Below are 12149 nucleotides of genomic sequence, written 5' to 3'. Positions count from 1 at the left end.
TCCGGTCGTCGTGATGGGCCGCGTCTTGCGCGCGGCTTGCGGATGAAATGGCGCTGCGCTAGATGACGGCGAGCGAGGCGTTGGGAATGTCGGTGACGAGCATGTGTCCCGGTTTGTGCGCGATCGCAAACGGCAAGCGCGCGCTTTCTATTGCGGCTTGCGGTGTGACGCCACAGGCCCAGAACACGGGCAACTCGTCGCTGCGCACTTCTACCGCGTCGCCGAAATCGGGCCGCGTGATGTCGCGAATGCCGATCAGCGAGGGGTCGCCGATATGCACCGGTGCGCCATGTACCGCGGGAAAACGGCTGGTGATCTGGATGGCGCGGATCGCGTCGGCGGCTTTCATCGGCCGCATCGAGACCACCCGGTTGCCGCCGAACACGCCGGCGCTCACGTTGCGTTCGCGCGTTCGATACATCGGCACGTTGACCTGCTGTTCGATGTGGCGCAGGGGAATGCCTTCGCGCCGCAACATTTCTTCGAATGAAAACGAGCAGCCGATCGCGAACACCACCAGGTCGTCGCGCCACAACTCGTCGAGACTGCGCACCTCCTCGGCACGTTCGCCGTGGCGATAGACGTAAAACGCGGGGACGTCATTGCGTATGTCGAGATCGGCCCCGAGCGACGGAATGCGCCATGCGCCGGGTTCGCCGATGCCGAGCAACGGGCAAGCCTTCGGATTGAGCGTGCAGAAGCGCAGGAAGTCGTCGGCGTATTGCCGGGGCAGGATGGCGAGATTGGCTTGCGCATAGTCGCCGCAATAGCCGGCCGTCGGCCCGGACAGGCGGCGGCTGCGAATCTGCTGACGAAACTCGGATGGCGTGTAGGACATGAACGGCTTGACTCCAGCTAGGTCCGGATGACTGATGGAAGCCAGATTAGTAACGCCAAAAATATCCAGCCAGCGAGTTATTCTTGCGTTTCGTTAAATTAAACTTAACGGCATCGTGACGATTTTCCGGTGATGATCGAAGGCCTTCGGGAATGCTGTGGGGAGAGCTGATGCAATGAATACCCGTTTTGTCGAAACGTTTCTGACGCTCGCTCGTCTGGGCAGTTTTCGAGCGACCGCCACTGCCATGCACGCCACGCCCGCGGCGATTTCGCTGCGCATCAAAACGCTTGAAACCGAGTTGGGCGTCGAGTTGATCGAGCGCGACGCCGCGGCGTTTCAACTGACGGCGCATGGCGAACGGCTGCTCGCGCATGCGCGATCGGTGGTGCAGGCCACGCGCTCGCTGCAACTGGCCGCCCAGGACGAAACCCAGGTGACGAAGCGGCTGCGGCTCGGTGTCATCGAAACGGTGGTGCATAGCTGGCTGCCCGACTACATCCGCATGCTGAACGCCGGGTACAACCGTATCGTCGTAGACCTGAGCGTCGACTCGAGCGCTGTGCTTGGGCCCAGGCTGCGCGCGGGTGACCTGGATCTCGTCATTCAGGTCGAGGAAACCGGCGAGCAGGAAGCGTCGATTGTTTCGACCTTGCTGGCGAGTTATCCGGTGCGCTGGATCGCGCGCGACGACCTGATTCCGGCCAGCCGCGCGAAACATGTGCAGACGGTATTGCAGAAACCGGTGCTGACGTTCGGACGTGGCACCGCGCCACAGCTCGCCGTGGAGGCGATCGTGGAGAAGCTCGCGAAGCGCGCCGGCGTGCCGCTTGCGGATACTCAGGTGACCTGCATGCCGTCGGTGGCGGTGATCGTGAAACTGCTGCGCGATGGCTATGGGATCGCGGCGGTGCCGGCGCTGTTCGTCGAGCCGTTCCTGAGCAGCGGTGAGTTGGGTCAATTGCAGGTGCGGCCGCTGCCGCCGCCGATCGACGTTGCGATGTATTACCGCGACGACGCCGACGTCGGCGTGCTGGCGGCTTCACGCGTCGCGCGCAGCGCGTGTGATCAGTATGCGAAGGCGATGGGGCGGCAGTTGATCGAGAGGCGCTGAGGCGAGCGATCGAGAAAGCATGCAACCTCGCACGCAACCACGCGTCATTCGTCTTATGCCATTTGCCGTGCTACACTGTAATAACATTGTGTTTACTTTCAAATGCCTACCCTTTAGCATTCCAGTTCAGGTGCTGCCATGAAAACGACCATCCGCAGAATGGGTAACTCCCATGGTGTACTGATTCCGAAACCTATCTTGACCCAACTGGGGCTGGAGGACGAAGTGGATATGCAAGTTGAAGGGAACGCCCTCGTGATACGGCGTCCGCAAAAGAAAGCGCGTACGGGGTGGGCCGACGCGAGCCGTTCGTTGGCGGCGTCCAAAGACGACGCGCTGGTAATGGGCGAGTTTCCCAATGCCGATGACGCGGGGCTCGAGTGGTAGCGCGCGGCGAAGTCTGGCTTGTCGCGCTGGATCCGACCGTCGGCCGCGAGATACAGAAAACGCGGCCATGCGTGGTTGTTTCGCCGGGCGAATTGCACGATCACCTGCGCACGGTGATCGTCGCGCCAATGACCACCGCCGGCGGTGTGGCGCCTTTTCGCGTCCCGCTCACTTTCTTGCGCAAGAAAGGTTTGATCCTGCTCGATCAGATTCGCACGGTAGACAAGACGCGGCTGGTGAAGCGTGCAGGCTCCGTATCGGATACGGCGCTATCGAATGCGTTGTCGACGTTGCAGGAAATCTTCGTCGAGTGAAGGGCGGCAGGTTGCGGAGGCCCAGGGGGCGTAGTGGTGCTCAACCGTGGTGCTGAATCCGGGCGCTCAATCTGCACATTACTCCGCCCATTCACTCCGCGCATTCACTCCGCGCATTCACTCCGCCTGGTCAAGCGGCGCTGAGACGCCGTCGGGCAGTCGCCACGAGTCTGTCGAACGAGAAGGTACTCGCAGCAAGCGCGATCGTGTCCGGAAAATTATCACGCGTGATGTCCGTCAACACCTGGCCCGGCGGCGCTTCGATCAGCACGTGGGCGCCCATTTCCTGCATCGCGGTGAGCGCGTCGAACCAGCGCACGGTGTAGCGCATATTGGTCGTGAGATCGTCGCGAATCGCTTGAGCCGTGTACAAAGGCCGACCGCCGCGGTTGCCGATATAGGTGCTTTGAGGCACATGAAAAGGCACATCCTGTGCGTACACGCTCAGCTCGTCTGTGGCATGTGCGAGCAGTTCGCAATGCGACGGCACGCTCACGGCGAGACGGGTGGCCTTGCGAGCGCCCGCCGCTAGCGCGCGCTCCATGAATGCGTCCAGTGCGGCGTTCGCACCGGCCATGACGATCTGACGTGGCGCGTTCACATTGCCGATATACACGTGTTGATTGTTCGCCTCCGCGTGCTGCCCGGCGAGTGTCTCCAGTTGGTGTTCGGTCAAACCGGCTATAGCCGCAAGACCGTAGCCGGACGGATACGCGGTGTCCATCAACTCGGCGCGCTTGCGAACCATCTTCAGCGCGTCGTCAAAGCGGACCGCGCCGCAACTGACCGCCGCTGCATACGCGCCTACCGATAAACCCGCGCTGATGCCCGGCGTGAGCTGTTCTTCCGCGAGTGCGCGCGAGATCGCCACGCCCGCGACCGTCAGGCCGATCTGAACGGCGACGGTCGAGCCTAGCGAATCTGGCGTGTCGAGTGTGAGTACATCGGTGCCGAGCACCTGAGACGCTTCGTCGAGTGTTTCGCGCACAGCCTGGTGCTGCGGCAGACTGTGCAGGAATCCGTCCGACTGGGCGCCCTGGCCGGGAAACAGGAGGGCCAGCATCAGCTACTGCCGTGAAGAGGCGCCCACGGATCGGCAATGAGCTGCGGGCCGCGAGCGTGGCGGACCATCACGCGTGCTTTGTCCGCGGCCCACTCGGCCAGCGCAACGCCGCCCGCGGGTGTTTCCAGTTGCGCATCCACGCGAATGCCGACGCGTTGCGCGATTGTTTGCAGATAATCCAGCAATTGAACGGCGCTCGCGTGCGAGCGCTTTTCCGGCGCGCGGATCAGCAGATCGAGGTCGCTCGAGACCGTGACCGCAGGTGCCTGAGTGGCCAGTTCAAAGCCTGCGCTGCCGGTCGGCCCCCAGACGAATTCAACCAGCGCGCCGGCCGTGTCGCTTCGTAGTGCGGCCAGGGCCGCGAAAGCCGGCAACGCCGCGCGTTCCGCAAGCGGGTTGCGAAGCGCTAACGCTTCCGGTGGCACGGCGGTTTCAATATCGTCCAGATGCGCCCACGCGCCGTAACGCTGTGACCGCTCCACGCCACGCAAGCCGATCGCAACGAAGCCGTCGGCGGCCGGCGCGCGTCTAACCACGGCATAGGGCGCGCGCTCGAAAGACGCGCGAACCCATGCCGGTTCGCCCTCGAACTGCCGCAAACGGCGCAGGCGCAACAGGTCATGCGGCTGCCAGCGCGTATCGCACGATAACGCGTGATCGGCTGCAAACGGCGGCGCCGCGCAGACCTGCATTACTCGGCATCCCATTGTTCGGCGAGACGGCGTCGCACTTCGATCGACGCTGCACGATTCTTTTGAGCCGCAGCCGATTCCAGACGATGCGACAGACCGGGTTTGTCATCGCGCGCGCTCTGAATCTGCTCGCTCAACACCTGACGCACGTGCTCGATTTGCGCGGCATCGGGCGCATCGGCGTCGACACCTGTGATCAGCTGATCGAGCAGGCCGAGTTTGGCGAACGAAGTCATCGAATACGACATCGGCACAATGGTTTCGCCGAGCGCGTCGAGTGCTTCGACGGTGCGGCGCGTGACGCGTGCGGCCGCTTCCTTGCCCATCGCGTGGACCATCGTGCCGGGCGCGTCGAGCGCGACGATCCGGTTGGCCTGATAGCCATGCGCGAGGAATGCGCCCGACATCGCGGGTCCGACGATCAGCGCGATCACCGGGTGGCCGGCGTCGCGCGCCGATGCATAGGCGTCCACCGCGGCGGCGCAAGCGAGGTGAATGCCGAGCATTTCCTCGCGATAGCCGTACGCCTGACTTTTGACATCGACGATCGCGACAATCGGGCGGCGCCTATCGCTCTTCGCGTCCTGCGCAATGGTCTCGCGTACAGCGCGCGCGAGCTGCCAGCCTTGTTCGAGACCGACAACATTGTCGGTCGCGCGCGGAAAGCGATTGTCAGGATCAGGGACGACCGCAATGAAGCGCGCGGTCTCGCCGCCGAGCGGCGCGTCGCCGCTCCATACGGGCGCGTTGCCGGATGGCTCGCCGGCGAGCGCATGGAACCAGCGCGCGCCGCGGCTGAGAGTGATGTCGTTCATGCCTGCTCCTTGCCGGAGATTTGCGGGTTGTGCGCCGGGTTGAACACCGGGTTGAACACGTCACGCATGGTTTCCGGCGTGACGCTGGCCGGGTCGATTCGCGCGAGCCGGTCGAGGAACGTGTCGACCTGTTCGCTGCGATGCGCAGCCGGCACGCCTGGCGTGAAGGCCGAGCGCACGGCGGCGCGCACCGCGTTGGCATCGTCGTCGACCAGTTGATCGGCGAGCGCGGTTGCGGCCCGTTGTTCGCCGCCGATCAATTGCCACACGCGGCGGCGATCGCTCGCGTCGAGTTCTTCGATACCGGCTTCCTGTTCGATCACCTCGGGGCCGTTCATGCCGAGCCGCCCTTGCTTCGTCACGACGAGATACGAGCACAGGGCCGCCGCCAGCGACATGCCGCCGAAACAGCCGACCATCCCCGCAATCACGCCGACCACCGGCACATACCGGCGCAGCGCGACGATCGCGGCCTGCATCTCGGCGATCACCGCAAGGCCGAGATTGGCTTCCTGAAGCCTGACGCCGCCGGTTTCGAACAGCACGACCGGGCGCACGATCTTGCCGCGCTCGCAATCCCGCAGCGCCATTTCGAGCGCGGCGGCGATCTTGCTGCCCGACACTTCGCCGATGCTGCCGCCCTGGAACGCGGACTCGATCGCGGCGACCACGGCCGGCTCGCCGTCAATGGTGCCGCGCGCGATCACGCAGCCGTCGTCCGCCTGGCAGACGACACCTTGCAGCGGCAGCCACGGCGACTCGATCTTGTCGAACGGTCCGAGCAGTTCGCGGAACGTGCCCGCGTCGAGCAGCGAGCGGGCGCGTTCGCGCGCCGGCAGTTCAATGAAACTTTCGCGCAGCATCGGCGCGGGACGTGCGGTGTTCATGCGCCGTCTCCCTGTTCCGCCGCTTCGATGGCTTCCGCGAGCCGCAGCGCCACGACGCCGGGGGTCGCGCCGAAGTCGTTGATCTCGATTTGCGCCGCGCCGTCGTAGCGCGTGAAGAAGCGGTCGAGCACGCTCTTCCAGATGTGGCTGTAGCCGTCGACGCTGGTACGCACGACCACATGCGCGCTCAGCGCGCCAGCGTTATCCGAAGGCGACAGCAGCACTTCGAGATCGCCCGAACCGACCACGCCGACATGCGCGCGGGTCGTGACGGCGCGTTGCGCCGGATAGTCGAAGGTCAGATGTTCCATGAGGCTGAACTCCCGCCGGCGTCGTGGTGCGCCAGCATGTCGAGAAAAAGAGTGGCGGCGAGCAGATCGGCTGCGCCGCCAGGCGATGCGTTGAGCGACAGCAATTCGTGCTCGAGCGCGGCGAGTGCCGCGTGCCCGTCCCGCGTCGAGCTGCCGCCGGTTTGCAGCACGCGGCGCGCACCGTGTTGCGCGGCCTGCAAGCCAGGCAAACCCGCGCGATGCAGCAGGCAGGTGTCGTCGAGCGAGGCCATGATCGAGAGCAACGCGTCGATGCGCGCGGCGTTTTCGTCGACGCCGCCGGCTCGCGCCGCGAGCAGCGCGGGCAAACCGATATCGATGACGTGCGGGAAACCGTCTTGTGCCTCACGACGCGCTCCGCCTACCTGATAGCGCTGCCGCGCTCGCTCGCCGTGACTGTCGGTGGGCAAGGCGAAGCGATCCGGGAAGCAGGCAATTTGCGCGGCGAGCATGCAGACGTGCGACGCGTTCGGACGCGCGGTGGCGCCGGGCATGGAGACGCCTCGCACCGAGGCACCGGCTGACATCGAGCCGCCGCCTGGCATTGAAGTACCGCCTCGCATCGAAGCACCCGCCACCAGCAAGCCGACGATCCAGATCGCGCCGCGATGTGCATTGCTGCCGCCCGTGGCATGCAGCATGGCCTGCTCGCCGGCGCGGCCGATCTGCGCGAGTTCGGCGCGCAACAGCGCGGATGGCTCGCCACGGCGGCGCGCGCTGTGCGCGAGCGCGGCGAAGGTCGGTTCGAGCGCATGGGCCGAGCGCAGCATGGTGGCGAGATCGAGGTCGCGATGCGCACCGCTGCCGCGCCGGTCGACCAGCGCGGGTTTCGGCGTGAGCTGCGCTTCTTCGATCAGCGCGGTGACCGCGTAATGGGCGAGCTGGACGTCGGACAGGCCGGGTTGTGCCGTGACCGCGGCGCCGACGGCACGCTCGAGCAAAGCTTCGCGCGAGCCCATCGTTACCAGCTCCTGAAGCGTGCCGGCGGCTCGTACAGTCCGCCCGACCACGTCACCAGGTCATCGATGCTGCGTGCCGCCAGCAGCGAGCGCTTCGCTTCGCCACGTCGAATGCCGAGATCTTCCGGATACGCGACAATGCCGCGCCGGCGCAGCTCGGCCGTCTTCTCCGGCTTCGCGCGCAGCCCGATCGGCGTCACGCCGGCCACCGCGGCGACCGCCGCACGGCGCTCGTCGATGCCTTCTGCTTTGTGCAGATACGCAATGCCTTCTTCAGTGACGACATGGCTCACGTCGTCGCCGTAGATCATCACGGGCGCGATCGGCATGCCGCTCTTCGCGCCGACGGCGACCGCATCGAGTTCATCGACGAAGGTCGGCTCGCCGCCTTTCTTGTAGGTCTCGGCCATCTGCACGACCAGCTTCTGCCCACGCGAGACGGGACCCTGATCCTTCAGCAGCTTGAGCCACGCTTCGCTCGAATGACGCCGGCCGCGCGGATCGTGACCCATGTTCGGCGCACCGCCGAAACCGGCGAGGCGGCCGCGCGTGACCGTCGACGAATTCGCGTCCGCGTCGATCTGCAAGGTCGAACCAATAAACAGGTCGACGCCGTATTGACCCGCTAGCTGGCACAGCACGCGGTTCGAGCGCAGGCTGCCGTCATTGCCCGTGAAAAATACGTCGGGGCGCGCCTCGATATACGCCTCCATGCCGACTTCGCTGCCGAAGCAATGAATGCTGTCGACCCAGCCCGATTCGATCGCGGGGATCATGGTGGGGTGCGGATTGAGCGTCCAGTTGCGGCAGATCTTGCCCTTCAGGCCAAGCGATTCGCCGTAAGTGGGCAGCAGCAATTCGATCGCCGCGGTATCGAAGCCAATACCGTGATTCAGCGACGTGACGCCATACGGCTCGTAGATGCCGCGAATCACCATCATCGCGGTGAGCACCTGCAAGTCGCCGATATGCCGAGGGTCGCGTGTGAACAAAGGCTCGACGGCGAACGGCGTGTCCGCCTGCACGACGACGTCCACCCACGAACCCGGGATATCGACGCGCGGCAATTCGTCGACGATCTCATTGACCTGCACGATCACGATGCCATGCCGGAACGCGGCGGCTTCGGCGATGGTGGGGGTGTCTTCGGTGTTCGCGCCGGTGTACAGATTGCCGTGACGGTCGGCTTTTTCCGCGCACAGGAGCGCGACGTGCGGCGTCAGATCGACGAACATCCGTGCGTACAACTCGACGTACGTATAGATCGAGCCAATTTCCAGCTGGCCGTCTTCGAGCAACTGCGCGACCCGCAAACTCTGCGGCCCGGCAAACGAGAAATCGACCTTGTGCGCGATGCCGCGCTCGAACAGCGTCAGATGTTCAGGACGGCCAATGCTGGAAATCAGCAAATGCACGTCGTGAATCTTTTGCGGATCGACCTTGGCGAGCGAGCGGGACAGAAAGTCGGCCTGTTTCTGATTGTCGCCTTCGAGTGCGACGCGGTCGCCGGGCTGGATCAGTGTTTCGAGTGCATCGACGATACGGTTGGTCGGCAATACGCCGTCTTCCAGCCACGGAGCGATGGCCGCGAGGCGACGGTTCTTCTCGTCGCGACGCGTGGTCCAGGAGCGGGCGGTGGTGGAAGCCGGGGCGGTTTCGGCGGGTCGGTTCATCGGCGGATTCAGCTCCCAGTGGTGGTGCGCGTGCGTCTGGCGCGCGGCTTGGGTTGATTCGCAAGCGCGGCGTCCGCCTGCGCGCGTTCGGTCAGGAACCGATGGAGCAGGTCGCCGGTGCCGAGCAGATGCGTGACGACCAGCGACTGCGCAGCGGGGATATCACGGCGTTGTACGGCGTCGAGCAGGGCGGCGTGTTCATTGTCCGACTCGCCCTTGTACGACGGCAAGCCGAACTTCAGGCGCAGATACCGTTCGCCGCGCCGATGCAGGGTGCCGATCATATCCTCGAGTTGCGGACGGGCGGCCGCCGCATACAGGCTCATATGAAACGCCACATTGCGCGCGACGTACAACGACGGATCCGACTCGCGCTCGGCGGCGTGGCAGAGGCGCGCGCATTCGCGCAGCGTGGCGGCGGTATGAACCGGAATCGCGAGGCCGATGGCGAGACTCTCGAGCGCGGAGCGAATTTCGTAGATTTCGCGCGCCTCGTCCGCCGACAACGGCGCGACGGTCGCACCTTTATGCACGGCGGCTCTCGCCCAGCCCTCGCTTTCGAGCTGGCGCAAGGCTTCGCGCACAGGAATTGCGCTGACAGAGAAATGCCGCGCGATTGCGTCCTGCCGCAGCGGCGCGCCAGGCGCCAGCGTACCGTCGACAATCGCCGTGCGCAGCGCCTCCGCGATCACGCGGGAGGTGCTCTCACGCGGCGCCGCCACGGGTAAACGCGGGCTGCGCGCGGGGGCGTCCAGGGGAAAACCATCTATTGCGTCGCTCATAATATCAAATATTATATATGAAAATGCGCGTGTTACAGCAAGGCAGACGCGGAAAAAATTTCAGCACTCGCGGCCTGCGGTGGCCTTCCAACCTCGTACGAGGCACATCGGTCACCCAGAGGCGCGCCATCTCGTGGTTTCCTTTATGTCGGGCAAGTAAGCCAGGACCATCAACCGTAGGGCCGGAGGAGCATGATGAATTCACTAACCGACCGCACGCCGGTGGCGCGGCGCCGCACGCCGCTCAATCGTTCGCAGATCGCAGGGTTTTGGGGAGCGTGGGCTGGCTGGACGCTCGACGGGATGGACTCGTTCATCTACGCACTCGTGCTGACGCCGGCGTTGACCGAGTTGTTGCCGCGTTCGGGCTATGCGGCAACGCCCGCGAATGTGGGCCTCGCCGGGTCGATTCTGTTCGCGTTGTTTCTGGTCGGCTGGGGTCTGTCGTTTATCTGGGGGCCGCTGGCGGACCGCTTTGGCCGCACCAAGGTGTTGGCGGCCACCATTTTCACGTTCGCCATTTTCACGGGGCTTGCCGCGACCTCGCACAACGTGTGGGAGCTCGCCGTCTATCGCTTCATTGCCGGGGTCGGCATTGGCGGCGAGTGGGCGTTGGCGGGAACGTACGTCGCCGAAGCGTGGCCGGAAGATCGCCGCAAAATGGGTGCCGGTTATCTGCAAACGGGCTACTACGCCGGCTTCTTTCTGGCGGCGGCGCTCAACTATACGATCGGCGTGCATTACGGCTGGCGCGCGATGTTCCTGACCGGCGCGGTGCCGGTGGTGGTCGCGATTCTGGTGCTGCTGCGGGTGAAGGAATCGGAAAAGTGGCAGAAGGCGGAAGCGCGCACCGTGCGCGCCAAACCGCTGCGCGAAATCCTTGGGCCGATGTATCGGCGCCGTACCTGGGTCGCCTGCATTCTGCTGACGATCGCGATCATCGGTTTGTGGGCGGGCGCGGTGTACGAGCCATCGGCGGTGATCCAGCTGGCGACGAAGGCCGGCATGGCGAAGAACGATGCGATCAGGACGGCGTCGCTGGCCACCGGTTTGTTGTCGATTGCGACGATTCTCGGTTGTCTTGCGCTGCCGCCGCTGGCTGAACGCATCGGCCGCAAAAAGACGCTGGCGATTTACTTTATCGGCATGGCGGTGTCGATCGTGGGCAGTTTCGGCTGGGCGTTCTATTTACCGAACGGGCTCGCGCCGTTTATTGCATGGCTCTTTGTGCTGGGCTTCTTCGGCGGCAATTTCGCGCTGTTCAGTTTGTGGCTGCCGGAGCAGTTCGAGACCCGCGTACGGGCGACGGCGTTTGCATTTTGCACATCGTTCGGGCGGTTTGTCGGCGCCGGTGTCAACTTCCTGCTGGGCGCGGCGGTATTGCATATGCATACGCTCGGGGTGCCGGTGGCGTTGACGGCGCTCGCATTTATCGTCGGTTTGTTCGTGATTCCGTTTGCGCCGGAGACGAAGGGGGAAGTCTTGCCGCAGTGAGATTGGCCGTTTGGCTGAGTGGCGGGCGAGGGCGGCGGCAGGCATGCTTTATATCGGTTAGACGACGTGTTCCTCCCTCGTTTCGGGTTTGTCGATTTGTACGGTAATCTGTACAATGATTGCCGTGGTGCAGATGGGCTTTTTCGTCTGGGCCACGGCCTTACCCTGGCAGTCCCCGCAGTGCAGGAAATCAATTCGGCGGTGGCATCGTCTCTAGCTTTTACAGGAGCGACTGGAGGGAAACCTCGCAGATCGATAAAACAAATGAACGTCCTTACTTACAGCGAGGCGCGTGCCGGCTTCAAGCAAGCGATGGACGACGTCTGCCGCGATCACACGCCCATGCTGATAACCCGGCAGGGCGGCGAAAATGTGGTCATGGTCTCGCTCGAGGATTTCAATGCGATGCAGGAGACCTTGCATCTGTTGAGTTCTTCGAAGAATGCCCAGCGGCTCGCCAGATCTATCGCCCAATTGAACGCCGGCGGTGCGACAGCGCGCGAACTGCTGACCGATGAACAAAGAGAGAAGCCGCAACGAGGAGGCCGCAAAGGCTGATAGTGTTTTTATGTTCACCGACGACGCGTGGCACGACTACTTGTATTGGCAAGAAACTGACAAAAAAGTCTTGCGCAAGATCAACATGTTGCTAGAGGAGTGTCGGCGCGATCCTTATCGCGGGACAGGAAAACCGGAGCCGTTGGTGGGGAGCGTGAGCGGGTTCTGGTCGCGACGTATCAAGCTTTCTGATCGCCTGGTCTACCTGCCGAGAGACTGATAGATCTACGTGATTACTTGCCGT

15 protein-coding genes are annotated in these 12149 nt (G+C 64.0%); 6 read left to right on the top strand and 9 right to left on the bottom strand.

Annotated features, from left to right (window positions below):
* Window positions 1–58: 58 nt before the first annotated feature.
* Window positions 59–838: a putative hydro-lyase gene (locus QOC89_RS18700; RefSeq protein WP_323046386.1), complete on the bottom strand. Its 780-nt coding sequence runs from the start codon at window positions 836–838 to the stop codon at window positions 59–61.
* Between the two features lie 175 nt (window positions 839–1013).
* Between QOC89_RS18700 and QOC89_RS18695 the strand changes: the two genes are divergently transcribed.
* From QOC89_RS18695 to QOC89_RS18685, 3 genes are all read left to right on the top strand, one after another.
* Entirely contained in the window at window positions 1014–1952 is a 939-nt protein-coding gene (locus QOC89_RS18695; RefSeq protein WP_323046385.1) for a LysR family transcriptional regulator, read from the top strand.
* 138 nt (window positions 1953–2090) lie between these two features.
* Window positions 2091–2339, top strand: coding sequence for an AbrB/MazE/SpoVT family DNA-binding domain-containing protein (locus QOC89_RS18690; protein ID WP_323046384.1), 249 nt, complete (start codon window positions 2091–2093; stop codon window positions 2337–2339).
* Window positions 2333–2653, top strand: a complete 321-nt coding sequence (locus QOC89_RS18685) for a type II toxin-antitoxin system PemK/MazF family toxin (RefSeq protein WP_323046383.1) — start codon at window positions 2333–2335, stop codon at window positions 2651–2653. The genes QOC89_RS18690 and QOC89_RS18685 overlap by 7 nt, the downstream gene beginning before the upstream one ends.
* A gap of 130 nt (window positions 2654–2783) precedes the next feature.
* Here QOC89_RS18685 and mdcH read toward each other — a convergent pair whose 3' ends face one another.
* The 8 genes from mdcH to QOC89_RS18645 are packed head-to-tail and all read right to left on the bottom strand — an operon-like array spanning window position 2784 to window position 9853.
* Window positions 2784–3716, bottom strand: coding sequence for a malonate decarboxylase subunit epsilon (gene mdcH / locus QOC89_RS18680; protein ID WP_323046382.1), 933 nt, complete (start codon window positions 3714–3716; stop codon window positions 2784–2786).
* Complete coding sequence (locus QOC89_RS18675; protein ID WP_323046381.1) at window positions 3716–4408, bottom strand: malonate decarboxylase holo-ACP synthase; 693 nt, start codon at window positions 4406–4408, stop codon at window positions 3716–3718. The genes mdcH and QOC89_RS18675 overlap by 1 nt, the downstream gene beginning before the upstream one ends.
* A complete protein-coding gene (mdcE, locus tag QOC89_RS18670; RefSeq protein WP_323046380.1) occupies window positions 4408–5223 on the bottom strand; it encodes a biotin-independent malonate decarboxylase subunit gamma in 816 nt (271 codons plus the stop codon). Before mdcE ends, QOC89_RS18675 begins: the two co-directional genes overlap by 1 nt.
* Window positions 5220–6110 (bottom strand): biotin-independent malonate decarboxylase subunit beta, encoded by an 891-nt coding sequence (locus QOC89_RS18665; protein ID WP_323046379.1) that lies wholly within the window; start codon window positions 6108–6110, stop codon window positions 5220–5222. Before QOC89_RS18665 ends, mdcE begins: the two co-directional genes overlap by 4 nt.
* Window positions 6107–6421, bottom strand: a complete 315-nt coding sequence (locus QOC89_RS18660; protein WP_323046378.1) for a malonate decarboxylase subunit delta — start codon at window positions 6419–6421, stop codon at window positions 6107–6109. Before QOC89_RS18660 ends, QOC89_RS18665 begins: the two co-directional genes overlap by 4 nt.
* Window positions 6409–7398, bottom strand: a complete 990-nt coding sequence (locus QOC89_RS18655; protein ID WP_323046377.1) for a triphosphoribosyl-dephospho-CoA synthase — start codon at window positions 7396–7398, stop codon at window positions 6409–6411. Before QOC89_RS18655 ends, QOC89_RS18660 begins: the two co-directional genes overlap by 13 nt.
* Before the next feature lie 2 nt (window positions 7399–7400).
* Window positions 7401–9071 (bottom strand): malonate decarboxylase subunit alpha, encoded by a 1671-nt coding sequence (gene mdcA, locus QOC89_RS18650; protein WP_323046376.1) that lies wholly within the window; start codon window positions 9069–9071, stop codon window positions 7401–7403.
* 8 nt (window positions 9072–9079) lie between these two features.
* A complete protein-coding gene (locus QOC89_RS18645) occupies window positions 9080–9853 on the bottom strand; it encodes a GntR family transcriptional regulator (protein ID WP_323046375.1) in 774 nt (257 codons plus the stop codon).
* 195 nt (window positions 9854–10048) lie between these two features.
* Here QOC89_RS18645 and QOC89_RS18640 point away from each other — a divergent pair, with 195 nt between their 5' ends.
* The 3 genes from QOC89_RS18640 (at window position 10049) to QOC89_RS18630 (ending at window position 12125) form a co-directional block, all read left to right on the top strand.
* Window positions 10049–11347, top strand: a complete 1299-nt coding sequence (locus tag QOC89_RS18640) for an MFS transporter (RefSeq protein ID WP_323046374.1) — start codon at window positions 10049–10051, stop codon at window positions 11345–11347.
* A 66-nt stretch (window positions 11348–11413) separates the two neighbouring features.
* Window positions 11414–11905: a type II toxin-antitoxin system prevent-host-death family antitoxin gene (locus QOC89_RS18635; protein ID WP_323046373.1), complete on the top strand. Its 492-nt coding sequence runs from the start codon at window positions 11414–11416 to the stop codon at window positions 11903–11905.
* Between the two features lie 10 nt (window positions 11906–11915).
* Complete coding sequence (locus QOC89_RS18630; RefSeq protein ID WP_323046372.1) at window positions 11916–12125, top strand: Txe/YoeB family addiction module toxin; 210 nt, start codon at window positions 11916–11918, stop codon at window positions 12123–12125.
* The last annotated feature ends 24 nt before the right edge of the window (window positions 12126–12149 follow it).

Source organism: Paraburkholderia sp. (genome assembly GCF_034668105.1).
Lineage (GTDB): Bacteria > Pseudomonadota > Gammaproteobacteria > Burkholderiales > Burkholderiaceae > Paraburkholderia.
This window is presented reverse-complemented; position numbering and strand designations above follow the sequence as displayed.

What these genes read in the sequence shown, in the direction of transcription:
- QOC89_RS18700 (WP_323046386.1), bottom strand. Translation starts at nt 838, where the DNA reads ATGTCCTACACGCCATCCGAGTTTCGTCAGCAGATTCGCAGCCGCCGC.
- QOC89_RS18695 (WP_323046385.1), top strand. Translation starts at nt 1,014, where the DNA reads ATGAATACCCGTTTTGTCGAAACGTTTCTGACGCTCGCTCGTCTGGGC.
- QOC89_RS18690 (WP_323046384.1), top strand. Translation starts at nt 2,091, where the DNA reads ATGAAAACGACCATCCGCAGAATGGGTAACTCCCATGGTGTACTGATT.
- mdcH (WP_323046382.1), bottom strand. Translation starts at nt 3,716, where the DNA reads ATGCTGGCCCTCCTGTTTCCCGGCCAGGGCGCCCAGTCGGACGGATTC.
- QOC89_RS18675 (WP_323046381.1), bottom strand. Translation starts at nt 4,408, where the DNA reads ATGCAGGTCTGCGCGGCGCCGCCGTTTGCAGCCGATCACGCGTTATCG.
- mdcE (WP_323046380.1), bottom strand. Translation starts at nt 5,223, where the DNA reads ATGAACGACATCACTCTCAGCCGCGGCGCGCGCTGGTTCCATGCGCTC.
- QOC89_RS18665 (WP_323046379.1), bottom strand. Translation starts at nt 6,110, where the DNA reads ATGAACACCGCACGTCCCGCGCCGATGCTGCGCGAAAGTTTCATTGAA.
- QOC89_RS18660 (WP_323046378.1), bottom strand. Translation starts at nt 6,421, where the DNA reads ATGGAACATCTGACCTTCGACTATCCGGCGCAACGCGCCGTCACGACC.
- QOC89_RS18655 (WP_323046377.1), bottom strand. Translation starts at nt 7,398, where the DNA reads ATGGGCTCGCGCGAAGCTTTGCTCGAGCGTGCCGTCGGCGCCGCGGTC.
- mdcA (WP_323046376.1), bottom strand. Translation starts at nt 9,071, where the DNA reads ATGAACCGACCCGCCGAAACCGCCCCGGCTTCCACCACCGCCCGCTCC.
- QOC89_RS18645 (WP_323046375.1), bottom strand. Translation starts at nt 9,853, where the DNA reads ATGAGCGACGCAATAGATGGTTTTCCCCTGGACGCCCCCGCGCGCAGC.
- QOC89_RS18640 (WP_323046374.1), top strand. Translation starts at nt 10,049, where the DNA reads ATGAATTCACTAACCGACCGCACGCCGGTGGCGCGGCGCCGCACGCCG.
- QOC89_RS18630 (WP_323046372.1), top strand. Translation starts at nt 11,916, where the DNA reads ATGTTCACCGACGACGCGTGGCACGACTACTTGTATTGGCAAGAAACT.